Annotated in this window: 18 protein-coding genes, 1 tRNA gene and 1 pseudogene; 9 read left to right on the top strand and 11 right to left on the bottom strand. The window is 63.4% G+C overall.

Annotation, left to right across the window (positions count from 1 at the left end; translation table 11 throughout):
- Positions 1 to 127 precede the first annotated feature (127 nt).
- From QMG86_RS00175 to QMG86_RS00155, 5 genes and pseudogenes are all read left to right on the top strand, one after another.
- A pseudogene (locus QMG86_RS00175) lies at positions 128 to 330 on the top strand (tyrosine-type recombinase/integrase); the annotation flags it as partial.
- 657 nt (positions 331 to 987) lie between these two features.
- On the top strand, positions 988 to 2487 hold the full coding sequence (locus QMG86_RS00170; protein WP_281876944.1) for an Eco57I restriction-modification methylase domain-containing protein: 1500 nt from the start codon (positions 988 to 990) through the stop codon (positions 2485 to 2487).
- Complete coding sequence (locus tag QMG86_RS00165; RefSeq protein ID WP_281876943.1) at positions 2484 to 3431, top strand: BsuBI/PstI family type II restriction endonuclease; 948 nt, start codon at positions 2484 to 2486, stop codon at positions 3429 to 3431. The genes QMG86_RS00170 and QMG86_RS00165 overlap by 4 nt, the downstream gene beginning before the upstream one ends.
- Positions 3432 to 4279: 848 nt before the next feature.
- Complete coding sequence (locus tag QMG86_RS00160) at positions 4280 to 4777, top strand: hypothetical protein (RefSeq protein WP_281876941.1); 498 nt, start codon at positions 4280 to 4282, stop codon at positions 4775 to 4777.
- Complete coding sequence (locus tag QMG86_RS00155; protein ID WP_281876939.1) at positions 4777 to 5040, top strand: hypothetical protein; 264 nt, start codon at positions 4777 to 4779, stop codon at positions 5038 to 5040. Before QMG86_RS00160 ends, QMG86_RS00155 begins: the two co-directional genes overlap by 1 nt.
- 294 nt (positions 5041 to 5334) lie before the next feature.
- Here QMG86_RS00155 and QMG86_RS00150 read toward each other — a convergent pair whose 3' ends face one another.
- The 3 genes from QMG86_RS00150 to QMG86_RS00140 all read right to left on the bottom strand — a co-directional run bounded on the left by QMG86_RS00150 (position 5335) and on the right by QMG86_RS00140 (position 7341).
- Complete coding sequence (locus tag QMG86_RS00150; RefSeq protein WP_281876937.1) at positions 5335 to 6555, bottom strand: coiled-coil domain-containing protein; 1221 nt, start codon at positions 6553 to 6555, stop codon at positions 5335 to 5337.
- The gene (locus QMG86_RS00145; protein ID WP_281876935.1) at positions 6533 to 7060 is read right to left on the bottom strand and encodes a hypothetical protein; all 528 of its coding nucleotides are present in this window, start codon (positions 7058 to 7060) and stop codon (positions 6533 to 6535) included. The genes QMG86_RS00150 and QMG86_RS00145 overlap by 23 nt, the downstream gene beginning before the upstream one ends.
- A 71-nt stretch (positions 7061 to 7131) precedes the next feature.
- Positions 7132 to 7341: a hypothetical protein gene (locus QMG86_RS00140; protein ID WP_281876933.1), complete on the bottom strand. Its 210-nt coding sequence runs from the start codon at positions 7339 to 7341 to the stop codon at positions 7132 to 7134.
- A 922-nt stretch (positions 7342 to 8263) separates the two neighbouring features.
- Here QMG86_RS00140 and QMG86_RS00135 point away from each other — a divergent pair.
- Both QMG86_RS00135 and QMG86_RS00130 read left to right on the top strand, forming a co-directional pair.
- A complete protein-coding gene (locus QMG86_RS00135; RefSeq protein ID WP_281876931.1) occupies positions 8264 to 9535 on the top strand; it encodes a helix-turn-helix domain-containing protein in 1272 nt (423 codons plus the stop codon).
- Positions 9536 to 9546: 11 nt separating this feature from the next.
- Positions 9547 to 10017: an SAM-dependent methyltransferase gene (locus QMG86_RS00130; protein WP_281876929.1), complete on the top strand. Its 471-nt coding sequence runs from the start codon at positions 9547 to 9549 to the stop codon at positions 10015 to 10017.
- A 152-nt stretch (positions 10018 to 10169) separates the two neighbouring features.
- Here the strand turns inward: QMG86_RS00130 and QMG86_RS00125 are convergent, their stop codons facing one another.
- The 3 genes from QMG86_RS00125 to QMG86_RS00115 all read right to left on the bottom strand — a co-directional run bounded on the left by QMG86_RS00125 (position 10170) and on the right by QMG86_RS00115 (position 12562).
- Positions 10170 to 11444: a hypothetical protein gene (locus QMG86_RS00125; protein WP_281876928.1), complete on the bottom strand. Its 1275-nt coding sequence runs from the start codon at positions 11442 to 11444 to the stop codon at positions 10170 to 10172.
- Positions 11441 to 12112: a bifunctional DNA primase/polymerase gene (locus QMG86_RS00120; RefSeq protein WP_281881285.1), complete on the bottom strand. Its 672-nt coding sequence runs from the start codon at positions 12110 to 12112 to the stop codon at positions 11441 to 11443. Before QMG86_RS00120 ends, QMG86_RS00125 begins: the two co-directional genes overlap by 4 nt.
- 171 nt (positions 12113 to 12283) lie before the next feature.
- Entirely contained in the window at positions 12284 to 12562 is a 279-nt protein-coding gene (locus QMG86_RS00115; RefSeq protein ID WP_281876927.1) for a helix-turn-helix transcriptional regulator, read from the bottom strand.
- Between the two features lie 97 nt (positions 12563 to 12659).
- Between QMG86_RS00115 and QMG86_RS00110 the strand changes: the two genes are divergently transcribed.
- Positions 12660 to 13475 (top strand): helix-turn-helix domain-containing protein, encoded by an 816-nt coding sequence (locus tag QMG86_RS00110; protein ID WP_281876925.1) that lies wholly within the window; start codon positions 12660 to 12662, stop codon positions 13473 to 13475.
- A 31-nt stretch (positions 13476 to 13506) separates the two neighbouring features.
- Entirely contained in the window at positions 13507 to 14733 is a 1227-nt protein-coding gene (locus QMG86_RS00105; protein ID WP_281876923.1) for a tyrosine-type recombinase/integrase, read from the top strand.
- Positions 14734 to 14799: 66 nt separating this feature from the next.
- Here the strand turns inward: QMG86_RS00105 and QMG86_RS00100 are convergent.
- From QMG86_RS00100 to QMG86_RS00080, 5 genes are all read right to left on the bottom strand, one after another.
- Positions 14800 to 14875 (bottom strand) — tRNA-Thr (locus QMG86_RS00100).
- A 62-nt stretch (positions 14876 to 14937) separates the two neighbouring features.
- Positions 14938 to 16143: a DNA polymerase III subunit delta' gene (locus tag QMG86_RS00095; protein ID WP_281876922.1), complete on the bottom strand. Its 1206-nt coding sequence runs from the start codon at positions 16141 to 16143 to the stop codon at positions 14938 to 14940.
- Positions 16144 to 16464: 321 nt separating this feature from the next.
- On the bottom strand, positions 16465 to 16971 hold the full coding sequence (locus tag QMG86_RS00090) for a mycothiol transferase (protein WP_281876921.1): 507 nt from the start codon (positions 16969 to 16971) through the stop codon (positions 16465 to 16467).
- Positions 16972 to 17007: 36 nt separating this feature from the next.
- Positions 17008 to 19854 (bottom strand): type I DNA topoisomerase, encoded by a 2847-nt coding sequence (gene topA / locus QMG86_RS00085; protein WP_281881283.1) that lies wholly within the window; start codon positions 19852 to 19854, stop codon positions 17008 to 17010.
- Between the two features lie 373 nt (positions 19855 to 20227).
- Positions 20228 to 20434, bottom strand: a complete 207-nt coding sequence (locus QMG86_RS00080) for a cold-shock protein (protein WP_011206895.1) — start codon at positions 20432 to 20434, stop codon at positions 20228 to 20230.
- Positions 20435 to 20440 lie beyond the last annotated feature (6 nt).

The following is a 20440-nucleotide window of genomic DNA, read 5'->3' as shown; positions in this document are numbered from 1 at the left end:
TGGGAGCGACGTCGGGCAGGACCGACCGGTAGTGGGGGTCGGTCTGCAAGCGTGCGATGTAGCGGCCGGAATCCATTTCCACCACAATCACCCGAACCCGGGGAAGTGGGCTGGTCAGCGTCAGAACTCGGATGCGCTCGGTATCCCTGACGATGTGACGTCCACAGCTTCCGGGGTGCTGTCGCGACGATCCTGGATGACGCGGGCTTATCAGCCCGTGTGACAGCGGACGGGCTGGGGCACGTACACCCGGCCATGACACAGCGGCGGTACATGGCACGCGGCCGGGCGCATCATGCCGCTGCCGATGCGCTGGACGGAGAGCCCTGAGATAGGGATGGAGAACGAATTTGTTGGGATTTAGTTGGGAGTCGCGCCGTTCAGGGTTGATCCATCGACTCACGAAAACGGCTTCTACCAGCAAGTATGGAGCCGCCTGGGGGAATCGAACCCCCGACCTTTTCTTTGCGGATCGTCGCCAGCACACCGTTAGCAACGATTCCCAATCGTGCCCACTACCAGCGGAACTCAGCGGAATGCTGTGCCGGTCTCTTCCCATCGAATCCGGTCGGCATTCACTGAAAACGTGTCGTTAGCGTGTCGCAAGTCAAATGTTCCGATCCCGCTTCCCTGGTGTTCTGCCGGTGCCATATGACGGTCGCCCCGCGGCACGACGCGACCGTCAACGACCGGCCCCAGGGACCCCTCCCCCACCCGACAACACAGCACCGCACCACTCTGTTGTTCGCGGTGTATACGGGTTCCAAGGGGGGTGTGCCGTCGCTTGGTAGATGGCGGGGTCAGGCCGGGTTTCTGCTGTGGGCAAGTCGCGTGACAGAGTCTTAAGTCGACCCAACTCACGAGTTGGATGTGACGGCACCTACTCCTCTCGTGAACGGATGGCCAGGCATAGAAGCCTGAACGCGACACGTCGGCGCGCCGCTAGACCCCGTTTGACGACAGCTCATGGTGCGGCATGATGGCGCAATGCAGCGTGACCTACTTGCCCAGGCCGAGCAGAGCCGAACCGCTGCGCTCGCGAGCCTCGATCAGAAGAGCCAGGACGCGCTCGGGCAGTTTTTCACACCTGTACGGGCCGCATCTCTGATCGCATCCATGCCCCGACTGCCCGACGAGGGCTTGATCCGCGTTTTAGACCCAGGCGCTGGCTCAGGCATGCTGTCTGCTGCGGTAGTGAACCGCGTTCTGGAGGAGAAGCCCGCGTTACGCGTGCATATCGTCGCGGTTGAGTGTGACCCAGGAGTGGTGCCGTACCTCGAAAGCACGCTAGAAGCGTGTTCAAGTATGGGCGAAGGCCGGGTTACAACTGAGTTCATCGTCGGCGACTACATAGAGTTGGCAACAGGCATCAACCACGACACCCGCCTGACCGGGTTCGACCTGGTGATACAGAACCCGCCCTATGCCAAGCTTTCGGCCTCCTCGCCAGCTCGCACAGCTGTCCGTCAGATGGGGGTTGACGCACCAAACCTCTACGCTGCGTTCCTTGCGTTGGCGACCGCCGCACTTGCCCCGGGTGGGCAGCTTGTCGCGATCACCCCTCGGTCATTCTGTAACGGACCATACTTCGGCGAGTTCCGTAGCCATCTGCTGGATGCGATAGCCCTGGACCGCGTCCACGTGTTCGAATCTCGCTCCACCGTGTTCGCCGACACTGGCGTGCTTCAGGAGAACGTCATTGTCTCCGGGACCAGGTCGGGTGAGTCGGACTACGTCGAGCTGTCGATCAGCAATGGGCATGAGGACGTTGGCGCCAACCGCCGAGTGTCCTATGCCGAAGTCGTACATTCAGACGACCCGCATCGCTTCATTCGCATCGCGGCCAACGACGAAGACACCGTAGTTGCAGAGCAGATGATGTCGCTGCCAACCACACTGAAGGCGCTGGGGATCACGGTCTCAACAGGTCGTGTGGTCGACTTCCGCTCAAAAGAGTCGCTTCATTCGGAGGAAACGCTAGGTGCGTCGCCGCTGATCTACCCGGGCAATCTTCGGGCAGGAATCGTGAGCTGGCCAAGAGCAATTCGCAAACCACAGTGGTTTCTGCCAGCGAGCCCCAAGGACGAGAAACTCCTGCTCCCGAACGGCTGGTACTGCGTTGTCAAGCGATTCTCCTCGAAGGAGGAGCGACGACGGATCGTAGCGGCAGTGTGGACACCACAGCAGTCGCCCGGCCCAGTCGCGTTCGAGAACCATCTCAACGTCTTCCACATCGGAGGTAAAGGGCTCGATCGCGACACCGCCGTCGGACTGTCGTTGTGGCTCAACTCATCACTGGTGGACAGGTTCTTCCGAACGTTCTCCGGGCATACGCAGGTGAACGCAACCGACTTACGAACGCTGAGGTTCCCTGACCGTGACGCGTTGCGGCAGTTGGGATCTACTGCCCCAGACCAGCTCTCAGACCAGGCCGAGATCGACGTACTGGTCGACAAAGTTCTGACTGTGGTAAGCACGGCTGCGTGAACAGCATCCCCAGCAAGATCAGCGAAGCAAGGTTGGTCTTGGAAGCCCTTGGCATGGACGCAGAGCGTTCCAACGAACGGTCGGCCCTGACTCTGCTTGCGCTGCTACAACTTCGGCCGTCCGATCCCTGGACTGAAGCCACAAACTCGATGCTCGGAACTCGGGCGATCATGGACTGGATGCACGACCAGTACGGCAAAAAGTACAAACCCAATACCCGTGAGACTATCCGACGGTCCACACTTCATCAGTTTTGTGAAGCACTGCTGGTGCAGGAGAATCCAGACCAACCCGATCGGCCTAAGAACTCACCGAAGTGGAACTACCAGGTGACCACCGAGGCATTGAAGGTTATCCAATGTTACGGCTCTCCCGACTTCGACTCGGCCCTAGCTGCCCATCTTTTGCTTGTGCCAGGACTGAAAGCACAGTACGCTGCCGCCCGCGAGATGAACCTCATACCGGTGACTTCACCGGATGGACGGGTACTCAGGCTGTCGCCGGGCGGTCAAAATCCGCTCATCAAACAGGCCATCGAAGACTTCTGTCCGCGGTTCACTCCCGGTGCTGAGCTGTTGTACGTCGGAGATGCCGGGGCGAAGCTGGCGGTTTTTGAAGAGGACCGCTTTGCCGAGCTTGGCGTCACCTTCGATAAACACGGCAAGATGCCCGACGTGATCGTCTATCTGCCGGGCCGGGACTGGCTGGTTCTCATCGAAGCCGCAAATTCGCACGGGCCAGTCGACTCCAAGCGGCGCGGCGAACTAGCTGCCGTTTTCAAGTCGGCAACTCCAGGGCTGATCTATGTCTCATGCTTTCCGGATCGCCTGACGATGAGGGAGTACCTACCGCAGATTGCGTGGGAAACTGAGGTCTGGTGTGCCGAAGACCCTACACACCTTATCCACTTCAACGGTGAGCGATTCCTCGGTCCATACGAGTGAATCCGTCGATCTGAAACCCGTACAAAATCTTTCAGCCCGGCACCGGTCGCAGAAACGGAGTGAGGAAATACCAGTAGGTGGGCCGTCTGCCCCACCCTCCCCCGGCAACGACAAGATCGGCACATCCACGTAGAGCGAACGGCCGGCGACCCCCTGCCGGTCTTCGCTCTCCACCCTCGTCTCCATTTGAGAGACCGCGTATGCTCAAGCAGCAGAATCTGTTTCGATCGAAAGAGGGCAAAGTGACGGTTGCGAGCGACCGGCAGGGGCGTCCACTGGCAGTAGGTGACCCCGTAACCTTGGTTGGTGGAATTGCGAACAGGGGCGGCCAAGCTGGGCGGCAATCCCATGGTGAAGTGGACAGATTCGGACCGGTCAACGTACATGTTCGGATTACGGACAGCTCTGATGAGTCGCTGATCGGAAATGTCGTCCCAGTACCCGGCCACCACCTTTCGTACGGACACTCTGGGTACGTCCGGGCATCGGACGGAATTAAAGCCGCGATGGAAGAGGGCAGACAGTCAATCGAAGCTGCGGTTAGCAACCGAGCTGACGAAGCGCTCCGGGAGTTGATCAAGACTGCCCGCGAGCGATCGATCATCACACCAGAGCAGGGTCGACAGCTGTGGGCGCTTCGGAAGGGAATGAACTGACGATTGACGAGATGCCGACTGCCTCGGGGACTCGAAACGAACCATCCTGCCGAGACGAAGCGACCGCATGCCGTCAGTTCAAGCCTGAAACCCCTCGGTGAATAGCCGAGCGCAATGCTACCGAGACTCAGACCGCCGGAACGCGCCGACGTCATATTCGGGTGCACTACCAGCCAGCCATACGCTTGGGGCATGGGAATAACCGGCATCGCGAGCGCGCGGCACAAGCTAGACCGCGCGGCACACCATATCAACGATCTGGAACAGAAGGTTTCCATATTCGCACATGACCACCCGGTCGAGATCGAAGTCAAATGGAAACACAGCACAAAGCAGTCCGGAGAGATCGACTGTGAAGCTGTCGCCAAGACGGTGCCCACTGAGGTCCCCGATGCATGGTCGTTGATCACGGGCGATGCCCTGACGAACCTGCGAGCGACCCTCGACCACGCCGTGCATCCGCACGGCCGTAACTTTCCGACGCGAAAATCGCAGTTTGACAGGAATGGCAATGTGGTCTCGATCAGAACCATCTTTAATCCGACTGTCACCGCTGTGGCGGAGAAGCACCAGCCGTATCATGCATCCGATCCCGATTTGCATCCCCTGGGCATCCTGTGTGACCTAGTCAACGAAGACAAGCATCGGCAACTGCTTGTGACCAACACATTCTCCGCAAATTACTTATAGTGCCAAGCCCTGAATTCATGATCGCACATGAGGAAAGCATTCCGAGCCTCGACTTGCAAGTTGGTGACGTCATCAACAAATTCAGGCTCGCACCAACCTCTTCGAACAGTTTTCACCTTCAATTCAAAGACCGTCTCGAAGCGAGCCCTGTCATTGATATTCCTAAAACCAGCCAGTACAAAGATCTGGTTCCAGTGCTGCGTGAGATTCTTCAAGAAGTCACCGTTGTCGTCGACGAACTCGCCGCTGCCGGTCTGTCGTGACACTGGTCGCGTCGCCCGAGTTCGCCGGGCCTTTACCACACTGACGCGATTCCCAGTCGCCGAACCACTGTTGAGAATTTTGGAACAGTCGGAACGAGTACCCCTCCCCTGTCTACATGAATATTGGCCTGAATGCCTGAGAGTGGGCCACCATTGCCGGGGGAGGGTCCATAGCCCACCAGGAACATGCCTCCAAATGGGCTCCATAGCGGCGAAATAGGTGGCAGCCATACCGGAGGACACTCCGACTAACGGAGCAGGGAACACCGGGGCTGCGAGCAGCGGCCGGAGTCGTTATCGGTCGCGCGATATTCCGCGTGAGCGTTCTTGCCCTTGTCCGGTGCCGCCACGCACAACTCCCGGCGCATGACCAGGCGGCTCCCGCACCGCCGCTGAAGGTGGTTGAGCCTGCCCGAGCCCGAGAATCTTCACCACTTCCGGGGGCACTCCCCGCGCTTGGAGTCGTGCAAGTTCTTCCGCGCGTTCTTTGTTGTCGGCTGCCTCGCGGGCAATGCGGGCTTGTTCGCGCGCTTTCTCCTCCGCCGTGCGGGCGTCGGCTGCTGCACGCTCCAAGCTGGCGGCGTCGGCTGCCTCTCGGGCCGCCTGTTCCGTAGTATCGGCGGCTTCCCGTAGCTGAAACTGTTCGGGCACCGGGAATTCCAGCGCTACCCGTTCGGCAGCCTCACGTGTCACCCGGGCATCCGGCGTTTCGCGTGCCTGCCTGGCTAGCTTGGCTTGTTCTTGTGCTTGTGCTTGTCGATCACGCTCGACCCTCTCGGGGGCTTCCGCTCGGCCACGGGTAGCACCGTCGCGGAATCGCAACATATTCCGGAACTTCTCGGCTTGCCCCCGCGCCTTCGCCAGCAAAGCGATTTTATCCCGCCGCTTTTGTAGCGCCTGCGCTTTCTCCTCTCGCGCCTTCTCTGCTACGCCCGGTAACTCAAGCTGTTTACCTTGCTCCGGCAGTTCGAGTTGTTTACTTCGCTCCAAATCCACGCCCAATGCCCAAATTGTCCGGGCTTCAGCTCGCGAGATTTCTAGGTGGGTGAATCTGTCGCGGAAGTCTTGCTTCAAACCGTTGATGAGTTCCCGACAGTCTTTCGATACCGCCTCACCTTCTACTGACCGTAGCGTATGTTCCTGCACGACACCTGTTTCAAGAAGGACCCGCAACGCCTTGAGCTGCTTTTCGTCCTTGGGTCCCTCGATTCTGCCGGATTTATCCTCGATGGAGAAAGTTTTACCCTGCTCCTCCCTGACGTGGTCGAACTTAATCCGACCTTCCGGGGTCTTGTATATGCGGGAACTGGGGAGATACCCACGCTCACGGTCCTTGAAGTACGCTTCGATACCGTTCTCGAATATCCTTCCACGCTCGTGAGGCTTATAGTTCTCTCGGTCTCTTCCGTATTCGTCCAACCGATCCCCCGAGAAGCGTGAAGAGATATCGAGAACTTCTTGACCGTAGCCGTTAGGAACCAATATGGGCAGCTCAGCGGCTGCGATAGCCCTCATGGAGCGATGCGTACTCTCGAATGGCCGCAGCCATTTTTGAAAACATCCCCTCATGCTCCTCGGGGCAATATTCGATCATACGGCCGATTAATCCCCAGACGGTCTCGACGTCTTCTTCGTCGCCCGTGTCCATCTCTAATGCGGGATTCACTTCGTCGTAAAACGAATATTCGCGGCCGAACCATTCTTCATCGATAAACGTGGCCCCTGCGAATCTTTCGAAGCACGCGCCGATGAAACAAACGAACGCGTCAACCATGTCGCCGTCATCGGGTGCCGCCGCAGCGGCAGCCCTGGTCGGGAACAGGTCGGCGACAATTGGGTCTAACCGCTTCACTTCCTCCGAACCTTCCGGCCATGGCTCCGGCGGAATACGTTGCAATCCGGCGTGGTCCATGAACTTCTGGGCTTGCGCCTTACGCCGTTCAGGGTCGACCCATTTACCCCATGCGGTCTGCTCGACGGGTACGCCGAGATCCATGGTCAACTGCTCGTCATTCCCCACGTCTACCTCGCTTCTCGTCATGGTCCGAACAGGTCAGTGTCGCGCGTGCACGGTCACCGGGCAAGGAACCATCATCGCTCGACATACAGCCGTTCACACGGCAGCCTGGGCCAGCCCTCAGCGCTATCAGGGAGCACGTTCACGGCGTCGACGTAGTGCCGTTCCCGATGCTCCTGAATGAACATTAGAGCGGCAGTGAGGCAGGCAGCGAAGTCGAACCGTGCGCCGTGCAGGAACACCGACAGATGCACATCCGGATCGTTCGGCAGCGGAGAAGTCATCACGCTTCCCCCCGGTCATCAACGACACGGAACCCGATCCAAGGGCACTCACCGGGGATGTTGCGGTCGTGCTCCCCGACCGTCCCGTCGACTAGCGGGACCAGGCGCAGGCAATGTCGGCTGTCCGGGCATCTGACATGCGTCACGAAACCACGCTGCCCGTTGGGTGCGCCGTCTGCTGTCTTCCACCATCGGCACTGCGAGAGCGGAAGCGTGCGGTCAGACATGAGCGACCGCCCAACGCCTATCTGGACCGCCACAGGCACGGATGCACTCGACCACAACCATTCCAGACGGACGGAACCTATCTCGGGGTGTCTCGATCCAATGCCGCACCGCGCCGGACTCCGCCGTTGGCGAGGGCAACGCGACCGTTCCGCCCTCCCGGACAATCGACACGTTGATGCGGAACAGCTCCGCGAATAGCTTCGTGTCCTCAGGTAGATCGGGTCTGATCAGATACGTCCACCTGTTCGAGCGAGGATGCGCCACGATCGGCCCTAACGCGTCTCTACGCCGCCGCATCACGTCTCTGACAGCGCGACCCAAGGGCGCAGGCATGGTCAGTGCCCCCACGTGCGACGAGCGCATGATGATGCGTCCCAGCTCGGGCGGGTCGATCACCGCAGGCAGATCGCACACACGCCGGTAGAAGTGACATCGGGACACCGGGGTGTCCCCAAACGCTATGTGGCCCATGAAGACCTCTACTCGTATCGGAAAGGCTTAGGGTGCGCCCAGTCCTCGACAACCCCCTGATCGGTACCCGAGGGCGGGATGTCTTGCGGTGTCTGCGGTTCCGCGCTCCCTGCCGGGCGCACATTCAGATGACCATGGAAGATGAGCCGACAAATACGGATTGGTGTCCACAACGCATCCACAACCAGCTAATACGCGTCCGGAACCAGCTAGATTCGGCGGTATGGACAGTCACGCCGCGATCGTCGGTGCGCAGCTTCGAGCGGCCCGCGAAGCCGCTGGAGTGTCCCTGGCTGCACTGGCTACCCAGATCCACTACAGCAAGTCGATACTTGCCTACTACGAGACCGGACAGCGCACGCCGACGCCAGATGTCATAGCGTGGTATGAAAAGCGTTTTGGTCGCATCCAAGACCCGGTAGTGACCTTGCTCAACCTCGGAAAGGCTGACGTGGAACGCCGCTCTTTCCTACGTGTTGGATACTCCACAGCACTCACCGCGTCCGTCCTGCTCCCGAGCTGGCTCGACCCGGCGGCGTCTGGCGTGCCACACAGCGAAACCGGCGTTCGACACGTGGGGAAAGCCGACGTAGCCGCCGTGCGAGACGTAATGCTCGTGTTCTCGCAGATTGATCAGCGACTTGGCGGCGGACATGGACGGACCGCCGTCGTTCAATACCTGACCAACGAGGTAACCAGCTACCTGAAGAGCTCTTTTGCCAGCGAGATTGTCCGGCGTGACATGTTCGCAGCGGCAGCCGAAATGGCATACCTGGTCGGCTGGATGGCGTTCGACAACGACGAACACGCCGCCGCGCAGCGCTACTTCGCCACATCGACCCAGCTTGCCGCCGAAGCAGATGACGACCCATTGGCCGGTCACGTACTGCGCGCCATGGCACACCAAGCCGTCGACCTCGGGCACCTCGAACAAGGGCTACAACTCGCCGAAGCCTCGGTCAACGGCAACCGCTACCGAACCGCTTGCCCACGGGAGCGGGCGCTACTGAAGGTTGTCCACGCCAAGGCATTGAGCGCGGCCGGTCGGACCGCCGAGTCAGCGAAAGCCCTTCTCCAGGCCGAACAGGACCTTGCGGCCGCTTCCGCCGCGGATCACGAACCCACTCGGGTGTTCTTCTTCTCCGAAGCAAGCCTTGCCCACGAAACCGCTTGCGCGTTGCGGGACGCGGGCGACCTCGCAGGGGCAGCCGACCAATTCCAGCTCAGTGTCCGCAAACGCCAGGCCACGGCATTCACCCGGACTCACGCGGTAACGCTCGGCTACCTCGGCACCGTGCAGGCCCACAGCGGTGAACTCGAACAGGCGTGCGCTACCTGGACATCGGCACTCGACACCATGGACGGTGTCCAGTCAGGGCGCACCAGGAAAGTTGCTCGTGACATACGCGCAACCGTGGCACCTTATCGGCACATCGCAGCTGCGAGCGAGATCGATGAACGGGCCGCAGACTACCTAGCCGCCAACGGGAAGTAGTACCAGGTCGAATGGCAGACGAAGTGTTTGAAGTAGTGCCGATTGCCCATGTGGTGGGTGGCCGTCGCGAACCTACAGACGATCACTGGGGTGGTACCCAGGCAATCATCCGTATAGATGATCCCCGGTTCACCGAAGAGTCCGTGCAAGGCTTGGACGCGTTCAGCCACCTCGAAATCGTGTTCCGGTTCCACTTGACCGACCAAACCGATTTGCACTTCGGCGCGCGCAGTGCACGCGACAACCCCGCATGGCCGAAGGTCGGCATCTTCGGGCATCGGAACATGCGACGCCTCAACTGGCTCGGGGTATCCCGTACTCGACTGCTCCGTGTCGAGGGCTTGGACCTGCACGTAGCCGAACTGGACGCCGTAGACGGCACTCCCGTGCTGGACATCAAGCCGTGGTTTGCCGAGTTCGGCCCACGTGGAGATGTCCGGCAAGCTCCATGGTCCACCGAGATGCTCAAAGACTATTTCTAGACCGACGGAAGACCCCGCCCCTTCGTTCGAGGAAGGTGGCAGGGCTCGTTGGTTCATCGGGCGCGCGTACACCGCGTACGGCCGGTACACCCCTCGTTCTCGCTGGTAGATTCCAGTTTCGAGGGGTGTACATCCGGTACACCGTGTACGGGCTACCCGGCTTCGGTCAACCGGTAGCGGATGCCACCGTGAGCGTCGGTGGCGATGAGGAGGCCCGCGTCCACCAGGTCGTTCAGCGCGTCTTCGAGGACCGGGCGGTGCATGTTGTTCACACGTCTGCGGATATCCGATCCGGTCAACTCGGGGCCATTCTTCCCGCGCAGGACGGTCAACGCTGCGTCACGCGCCTTGCCGCGCCGGTGGTCATGTTCGGCTTCCTCCCGTTCCACCGACGCGATCCCTTTGGCCCGATTCGCGTGCGTAAACCGTTCGTTCAACGCCCGCTGCGTGGCGGTGCGGGTCTGGTCGGAGAACACCATCACATCTCCGGCCAGTGTCCAGTCTTCATCGCTGACGACGCTGCGCCCGTCCAAGATCATCAGCGCCGCCGCAACCTTGAGCCTGCACAGCAGTGCGTGACCGTTGAGCGGATCGACGTTCTCACCACGCAACTGCGCCAGTCGATGACGACGAATCGCGGCGTGCGCCCGCTTCGGTATGGCGAGTTCGCAGGGCTGCCACGCGGGACTACGAACCGTCCAGGGCTCCGGCGCGACCGGGGTGATGTCGGGTGCGTCAGGGTCGCGGACATCCAGCCACACGAACCGCTGTGTGGTGCCACCATCGGCACCCGCGAACAACGTCTCAGCCCGCAACGGTTGCACCCCGACTGTGAGCGCGGCCCGATACGAATGCGCTGCCACGACCGACCGGGTTGCCTTCTGCGCGTTCGTGAAGCCGAGCTGTTCCCCGCTGTAGAGCTTGCGGAGTTCGCCTTCCACCGTCGCACCCTGTCGACCGAGAAGCGAGGCAAGCGTGTCGATCTCGGGCACAGCGAACAACACCCGTTCAACCTCGTTGCCCGCGTCGTCCGGGGTGCCTGCGGGCCGGAACGTCCGAGAGATGCCCTCACCCGAACCCAGCGGCAACACTGGAATGTCGATCGGCTTGTCCCAGTGGTCCAGGAACACCACCGCATCGCGGGCCGCGGATTCACTCGCTCCTTTGCCCGCACCCGAGGGGCCGACCAGGGCCACGAACATGTTCAGCGACGTCGGACCTCCGACCGTCGCGGGCAACAGCACATGCGGCGGCACCGACGCGACAGCACGCGCCAGCACCACACCCAACGTCGACCACGGCCCACACATCCGAGCACGCGCGAAGTCCCGCACATGGGTCAGCACTGGACGTGCCTGCCAGAAATCCGCTTCCGGCGCGTCGGCCGAATCCACCACCGCGTTCGTGTAGTCCACCAGCACCGTCACGCCGCACCCCGCTGCGCTGACCGCATCGTCTGGTCGACCTCGTGGCGGGACAACCCGATCTCCTCTGCCGTGGTCGCGAGTGCTTCCAGCACGGCAGGATCGCCACCTTCGGCGTAGGCGCGGCAGGCGGCCCAGAACAGGATGTTGTTGCGCTGCCCCGGCGCAGCCTGCCGAACGATCCGGACCAGCCCCTCACCCGAGCCACCATGACGCTGGTACGAGCGGAAGGGCAGAACCACGGGCACGCACACCCGACCGCGCAGATGCGCCGGCAACGGCGCGATACGCGCACGATTGGCCCACCGGTACCGGCTACCGCTCGGGTGCACGCTCGGAGGGGCCACGACATAGCCGGTTGCGGCCTTGATGTCGACACCTCGCGCGCCTTCGAGCTTGCCGCGCACCTTGCCGCCGCAGCGGAACCACAAGTGGCAGCCGCCACCGCCCGTCGCAGCCGTCCAGGTTTCCGGAGTCTCCCCTAACGCTTCGACACTGCCACCCGAACGCGGGTCCACATCGAGCACGACGACCCCGGCGGGCGGGCGAACACCGACGTTGTAGAACGGGGTCCGCGCCCACCACGCACGGATCTGTTCAGGGTCGGTACTCGCGTCGTCCTTGCCGTGCTCGGTCACGGGAACCTTGCCCCGTGGGGCCAACGGCAACACCGCCAGCCCCGCACGCGCGTACGCCAACGCGTGATCCACGTGCGCCCCGACCTCATCGGGTGTGCTGTGGGTTGCTGTAGAGTCGGTCACTGGAACTGGAACATCCTTCCTGGTAGTCGGGTGTTTCGTGCCCCGGTTCGTGTTGCAGCACTTGCCGGGGCTTCTCCTTTTCTAGGCAGCATTCGAAGCGCTGCCGCCTTCGAACTGCGCGTTTTCCCACGCGATCACATCCGAGAGCCGATAGCGGCAGTAGCGTCCGATCTGTGCGTAGCGCGGCCCCTTCTGCGGCGACCGTGCCGCCCAAGCCGCCAGCGTCTTAACGGGCACCTTCAGCCGTGCTGCCAGTTCTTCGCGCGTGAGCCAGTCATCCCCGTTGATCAGCGCAGATGTCCCCATCTCGCCTCCAATCGCAATTCTCGATGAAGCCCATTTGCTTTCATCGATGATCATAGTACACACTAGATTGACGGCCAGATTGCCGCAAAACTGCATAATGCCTGGTCGCCCGCAGAGTGGCCCGAAATATAGTGAGAAAGGACACATTGACATGGATGCTGACCGCGCGGTTGGCAAACGCCTGGAAGTCCTCCGCATCAGGCTTGGCCTGAGTCAGGAGCAGATGTCAGAGAGGCTGCGCGCTGCTGGTGTCAACTGGTCGCAGGGGACCCTGTCGCGCGTCGAGACCGGTCAACGAGCAATGCGATTCACCGAAGCGCTGGAAGTCGCCGCAGCTCTGAACATCGACGCCACCGAACTTGCCCCGGACGGAGGCGGATTCGTCTACCTGGCGCGCAAGGTCCGTCGCGAACTGGCGGAGCACGAAGCCGCGATCCGGGAAGCCGAAACCAGACTCGAATTAGCCACACGCGGCCGGAATCGTGCCGAACGCCAAGCCGACATCATTCAATTCTGCGTAGAACTGTCGCTAGGACGGCAAGGCCCCTACACCGTGGGCACGTCCCCGGTGCGCTTCCTCGACATCTTGCAAGACACCGTGTGGAGCATCGACCCAGCCAGCGCAGCAGCAGTAAATCAAGGCGGTCGGGACGCACTGCGTCTACTCATAGACCTCGGCGTACACGAAGCAGCCGTACGCAAAGCCCGCGCCCGCGCCGAAGCCGCCTACCGCGAAGCCATCAAACATGACGAAGGAGGCAAGCCCTGGATAGTCCCGCCGTACTACCCCATACCGTCAGGCAGCGCCGTTGCCGACGCCCTAGAAGAGGACTCGCTCACAGACGTCTACGACAAGTTGATTGTCGGCGCAGCCGCAGAACTGTTCACCAAGCACTTTCCCAACGTCAAGTTCGGTCACACATCCGGCGACAACTTGATAGACGGCCTGGAACGCCAAACTGATTGACCTACAAAAGAATCCAGCAAGGAGAACAACCGTGCCCAGACAGGCACTCGCCATCGGCACCTACGGCAAGATCAGCTGCAAGCAGCAGCCCAACGGAAGTTGGCGCGCGACGACCCGCTACCGCGATGACGACGGCGAAACCCGAACAGTCCAAGCCTTCGGGCCGACCAAGGCCAAGGCGGAGGGCAACCTTAAGGACAAGCTCAAGGACCGTAACCCTGGACAGGACAAGGCCATTACCCGCGAGACCAAGCTTGCGGAGTTGGCGGACCTGTGGCTGAAAGAACTCGAATACGAGAAACGAACCACGCCGCAGACGATCGAGCTGTACCGCGACGAGATCGACATCTCCACCGACAAGCGCGCGAAGAAGGACACCATCAAAATCAAGTCCGCCCTGGGAGGCGTGCGAGTCAGGGAGGCCACCACCTCACGACTGGATCGTCACCTGAAGAAGGTCGCTGAGGTCGGTGCATGGAAGGCGCGCATTCATCGCGTCATCCTGTCCGGCATGATGGGGCTCGCTGTCCGGCACGACGCCATCACCCAGAACCCGGTCCGAGAAGTCGCACGCATCCATCAGAAGCGCGAGAAGCCGCGCGCAGCCGACATCGACACGTTGACGGCACTGCGTGAACAGCTGAGACTGTGGCAGTCCGGTGCCAAGATCGACGGCACCCCGGCGTACGTGTCCGGCCCGAAGCGCTCCCGGATGATCCTCGATATCGCGGACGTACTTCTCGGCACTGGCGTGCGCCCTGGCGAAGTGCTCGCGATTCGGTGGTGCGATCTGGATCTTGCCGCTGAGGTTCCTCGGGTGACGATTTGCGGCACGATCATCCGCCTGAAGGGCACAGGAGAAGGCAAAGGGCTTATCCGTCAGGAGTGGACCAAGACGGATGCCGGATACCGGTCCATCGCACTGCCGAAGTTCGCTGTGGACACACTCATGCGCCGCAAGCTCGATGCGACGCCGAACAAGCTCGATCTGGTGTTCCCGAACCGGAACGGCGACATCTACGACCCGCACAACTTCCGGCGCACCTGGCGCGAAGCGCGCGGGACCAACTTCGCTTGGGTCACGCCGAAGACGTTCCGGAAGTCGGTTGCGACACTCATTGCGAACGAGCACAGCGCAGAGGGAGCAGCAAGCCAGCTGGGCCACGCCGACGACGGCGCGACGGCCCGTAAGCACTACATCGACAAGCCGCACGAAGCGCCCGACTTCACGGCGATCCTGGACCGCCACGCAAGCTAAACCGTGTCGTTTCCGTGTCATCGGGCCTGATTACGGCCCGCAAACATCTGAGTTTCCGCTGGTAGATGGAGCCGCCTGGGGGAATCGAACCCCCGACCTTTTCATTACGAGTGAAGCGCTCTACCGACTGAGCTAAGGCGGCGTGCCTTTCGGCCAGGGCAGTCTATCGTCTCACGGCCCGATCGCGAAAACGGGTGGTCACGGTCACTGCGCGCGGGCCGCGATGAGGGCGGCGGCCATGGCGGCGAGGGCGAAACGGGGTTTGACGTTCAGGTCGAGCGCCGTGCGGCAGGCGAGAACGGCTTCGATGGACTGCAGCAGGCCCTCGGGTCGCATGCGGTCGGCCAGATCGTGAATCTCGTCGGACAGGTCGGGGTGGGTGAGGGCGACGCCGGAGCCCAGCCTGGTGGCGCCGAAGCGGACGGCCAGTGCGTCCCGGTAGACGCCCGCCACGTCGATCAGGGCGCGGTCGAGGGCATCGCGGCCGGTGCGGGTCGCGCGGGACTTCTGCCGCCGCTCCAGGTCCTTCAGCACGCCGGCGGAGCCGCGGGTCGCGCTCGCCGCGCCTTTGCCGGTGCCGCCCGCGCCCAGCGCGGTCGCGAGTTCCTCGCGCTCGCGTTCGTCGCGGGCCGCGCTCATCTGCTTGGCCTCGTCGTCGGCCGCGCGCACCAGCTCGTCGGCGGCGGCGTAGGCCGCGCCGGGCTTCCCGACCGCGGCGACCAAGGCCAGAGCGCGCTGGCGGCGGGCGCGCGCCTCCGCGTCGGTGGCGAGCCTGCGGGCCCGGCCGACATGGCCGCCGCTGATGGAGGCGGCCCAGGTCGCGGTCTTTTCGTCGAGGTCGTCGCGCTCGCGCAGCACCCGCGCGATGGCGGGCACCGACGGCGTCACCAGGTGCACGTGCCTGCAGCGGGAGCGCAACGTGATCGAGATGTCCTCGGGATCGACCGAGGGCGCGCAGAGCAGGAACACCGTCCGGTCCGGCGGCTCCTCGACGACCTTGAGCAGCACGTTTCCTGCCGCCTCGGTCAACCGATCGGCGTCCTCGATGACCACCACCTGCCAGCGGCCGGTGCTCGGCCTGCGTGAGGCCACCTGCACGATCTCGCGCATCTCCTTGGTACTGATGCTCAGCCCCTCGGGCACCACGCGGCGAACGTCGCCATGTGTGCCCGCCATGGTCGTGGTGCAGGCGTGACACCTGCCGCACCCGGGCGTCCCCGGGTCGGTGCACTGCAACGCCGCCGCGAAACACAGCGCCGCGACGGATCTGCCCGACCCCGGCGGGCCGGTGAACAACCAGGAATGCGTCATCGCGCCCTCGACCGCGCCCCCGCGCGCCGCGACGGCGGCAGCCGTCAGCTCGGACTCGACCGCCTCCTGGCCGACCAACCGATCGAAGACTCCCGCCACGGCGTACACCCTATCGGCACCTCCCGACAGTTCGGGCCGATGCCGGACCACCCTCGCCGCAACTGCGACGTGCGTACTCCGTCGAACACCCCGTACGGCCCGCAGCAGTCCTGCTGGTTCCTGACCAGCGAGCCGACTCCCCGGATCGCGTCCACGGACGCGCTGGACCGGCACGTCTCGTCGCCCGGACCAGCCAGGGCGCTCGCGCCTGCTCGAAGAGTTTCCGCGCTCGGCGATGCGCTGGAGAATCCTTCGACCATCGCCGAGATCTCCCGACCGTTCGGCGAGCGCCATTGCGCCCGCTCGACAGCCCTGTTCGAGTCAGGAGGCGCGCTGCTGTGTGCTGTTAGCCCCGTCCAGCGCCTCGCGGATGATGTCGGCGTGCCCGGAGTGATGCGCGATCTCCCGCAGGATGTGCAGCACCGTGTAGCGGACCGACTGCCAGATCCGCTCCGGCACCCACGGCGACGTCGGAGTCGGTATCGAGACGTCGAGACTGTCCACCGTTCGGATCAGCTCCGCTGTCGCCGCGGCCACCTCGTCCCAGGTGGCCAACAGGCCCGCCACGGTCTCCTCGGCCGCCATGACGTACTCGCCGCCGAACTTCGAGACGTCCAGTTCGGCGTTCTCGTCCCGCCGCACGATCACCGTCGTCCAGTGCCGTTCGCAGCTGACCAGGTGGTGCAGCAACCCGCCGAGGGTCAACTCACTCACCGTGGTCCGCCGCCGCGCCTGCTCGTCATCGATGCCGCGCAGCGTGATGCGGAACAGCTCACGCTGGTCGGCGAGCATCGCGATCAGATCCTCGCGCTCTTGTTCGGTAGCCATGGCGCTCAGGCTACGGCTGTCGCCACGAGCGAGAACTCACGACTTCCCGACGCCGGTCTTCTTCGCGGCCGTCTTCTGTGCCGCGGTCTTCTTGGCCACCGTCTTCGTCGTGGTCGCCTTCTTGGCGGCGGTCTTCTTGGCCGCGGTCTTCTTCGCGGGCGCCTTCTTCGCCGCGGCCTTCTTCGCGGTCTTCTTCACCGGTCCGCGCGCCCGCCGGTCGGCGAGCAGCTCCATGGCCCGCTCCGGCGTGATCGATTCGATCTCGTCGCCCTTGCGGAGCGTCGCGTTGGTCTCACCGTCGGTGACGTACGGGCCGAAGCGGCCGTCCTTGATCACCATCGGCTTGCCGGAGGCCGAGTCGTTGCCGAGTTCCCGCAGCGGGGCCGCGCTGGAAGCCTGCCGCCCACGACGCTTGGGCTCGGCGTAGATCTTCAGCGCCTCCTCCAGCGTGACGGTGAAGATCTGGTCCTCGGTGTTGAGCGAACGGGAGTCGGTGCCCTTCTTCAGGTACGGCCCGTAGCGTCCGTTCTGGGCGGTGATCTCCTCGCCGCTGTCCGGGTCCGCGCCCACCACGCGCGGCAACGACAGCAGCTTCAGCGCGTCGTCGAGCGTGATCGTGGCCAGGTCCATGGACTTGAACAGCGAACCGGTGCGCGGCTTGGGCGCCGCGGCCTTCTTCGCGGTCTTCTTGGCCGGTTCCTGCCCGTCCTCTGCCTGCGGTTCCGGCAGGATCTCGGTGACGTACGGGCCGAAACGCCCTTCCTTGGCGACGATCTCGTGCCCCGTCTCGGGATCCACACCGAGCGAACGGCCCTCCTGCGGCGTCGCGAACAGCTTCTCGGCGACCTCGGGGGTGAGCTCGTCCGGCGGCAGGTCGTCCGGGAGGTTGGCCCGCTGGGACACCGAATTGCCTTCGGGGTCATCGGGATCGGCGACCATCCGCTCCAGGTACGGCCCGTACTTGCCCACCCGGACCACGACGTCGCGCCCGGCGTCGTCGTTGAACAGCTTGATGGAGTTGATCTCGCGCGCGTCGATGTCGTCGAGCCGCTCCCCCACCATCTTCTTCAGACCGCCGGAGCGCGCGACCGACCCTTCCACGCCGTGATCGCCACCGAAGTAGAAGCTGGACAACCAGTTTCCACGCTGCTCGCGTCCACCGGCGATGGCGTCGAGGTCGTCCTCCATGGCAGCGGTGAAGTCGAAATCGACCAGCCGGCCGAAATGCTCCTCCAGCAGGCCGATCACGGCGAACGCGACCCACGACGGCACCAGCGCGCTGCCGCGCTTGTAGACGTAACCACGGTCGAGGATCGTCTTGATGATCGACGAATACGTCGACGGACGGCCGATGCCGAGTTCTTCGAGCGTCTTGATCAGCGACGCCTCGGTGTAGCGCGCCGGCGGATTCGTGCTGTGCCCATCGGGATTCAACTCGACCGCGGTGACGGCCTGGCCTTCCTCCAGCGCGGGAAGCCTGGACTCGGCGTCGTCGGACTGCCCGCCCGCCTCCTCGTCGACGCTCTCCACATAGGCCTTCAGGAAGCCGGGGAACGTGATGGTGCGGCCGGAAGCGGAGAACACGCATTCCTCGCCGGTGCCCGCGACGCCCGTGATGCGCAGCGTCAGCGTGGTGCCCCTGGCGTCGGCCATCTGGGAGGCGACGGTGCGCTGCCAGATGAGCTCGTAGAGACGGAACTCGTCGTTGTCCAACCGCGCGTGCAGTTCGCCGGGCGTGGCGAACGTGTCGCCCGCCGGACGGATCGCCTCGTGCGCCTCCTGCGCGTTCTTCACCTTGCGGTTGTATTGCCGCGCGGTCGGGTGCACGAACTGCGACCCGTAGAGCTGGGTCGCCTGCGCACGCGCCGCCGCGATGGCCGACTCCGACAGGGTCGTCGAGTCGGTACGCATATAGGTGATGTAGCCGTTCTCGTACAGTCGCTGAGCGACCCGCATGGTCCGCTCGGAGGTGAAGCGCAATTTGCGCCCCGCCTCCTGCTGCAGCGTCGAGGTCATGAACGGCGGATAGGGCTTACGGGTGTACGGCTTGGCCTCCGCGGAGGAGACCACCAGGTCGGCGCCGTCCAGCGCCTCGGCCAGCCGCCGCGCGTAGCCTTCGTCCAGCACGACGACGCCGTTGACAGCCTTGAGCTGCCCGTCCGATCCGAAGTCGCGCCCGGTGGCGACCCGCGCGCCGTCGACAGTGACCAAACGCGCGCCGAAGGTCCTCGGATTGGTCGCGTCGCTCGCCTCGCCGTTGCCCGCGTCGAGCTTCGCGGCGATGTCCCAGTACTCGGCCGAACGGAACGACATCCGCTCGCGCTCGCGCTGGACGATCACCCGGGTGGCCACCGACTGCACGCGGCCCGCCGACAGCCGGGGCATGACCTTCTTCCACAGGACGGGGCTGACCTCGTAGCCGTAGAGGCGGTCCAGGATGCGGCGGGTCTCCTGGGCGTCCACCAGATCGTTGTCGAGGTCGCGGGTGTCCGCGGCGGCGGCCTGGATCGCGGGTTCGGTGATCTCGTGGAACACCATCCGCCGGACCGGCACCTTGGGTTTGAGCGTTTCCAGCAGGTGCCAGGCGATCGCCTCGCCCTCGCGGTCGGGGTCGGTGGCCAAATAGAGCTCGTCCGCGTCCTTCAACAGGCTCTTGAGCTCGGTGACCTTGGCCTTCTTGTCCGGGCTCACGACGTAGATGGGTTCGAAGTCGTTGTCCACGTCCACGCCGAGGCGCGCCCAGGACTGGCCCTTGTACTTGGCCGGGACGTCGGCCGCTCCGCGCGGCAGATCCCGGATATGACCGACCGACGCCTCGACCGTGTAGTTGCGACCCAGGTAGGGCGCGATCTTGCGGGCCTTGGTCGGGGACTCGACGATCACGAGACGACGCAGGGGACGGCCCTGGTCGGCTGCACCGCGGTCTCGTGTTGCCACCGGCGAATACACCTTTCCTGATCGACCCGCGCTGCGTATTTCCGCTGTGCGCGGCTTGGGGTGAGCGGCTGCGACGGCTGAATGTCGCACCAGACACGTTTATACCGTGACGCCGCGTGTGGTCGAGTGCTTGCGACTCGAACCACCGAGCGTACGCCCGTCAGTTCGAATCAGTATGCCTTGTCGTTTCGCCACACCTGCGCCGCGGCATGCTCGGCGGTCGGTTCCGCCGGCTCACGCGGGCCGTGCCTACCCCAGATATAGCTCGTCCCTCACCCCGTTGCCGGTGGTGAGGGACGAGCTGTGGATCTTGCGCCGCTCAGCTGAGCGCACGCACTCCGGTGGCCTGCGGGCCCTTGGTGCCCTGGCCGACCTCGAACTCGACCTTCTGGTTCTCCTCGAGGGTGCGGAAACCCGAACCCTGGATCTCGGAGTAGTGGACGAAGACGTCAGCGGAGCCGTCCTCCGGCGCGATGAAGCCGAACCCCTTCTCCGCGTTGAACCACTTCACAGTTCCCTGTGCCATTCTGTT

Source organism: Nocardia sputorum, assembly GCF_027924405.1.
Lineage (GTDB): Bacteria > Actinomycetota > Actinomycetes > Mycobacteriales > Mycobacteriaceae > Nocardia > Nocardia sputorum.
Note: the sequence above shows the minus strand (reverse complement) of the source record. Positions and strands in the feature narration are given on the sequence as shown.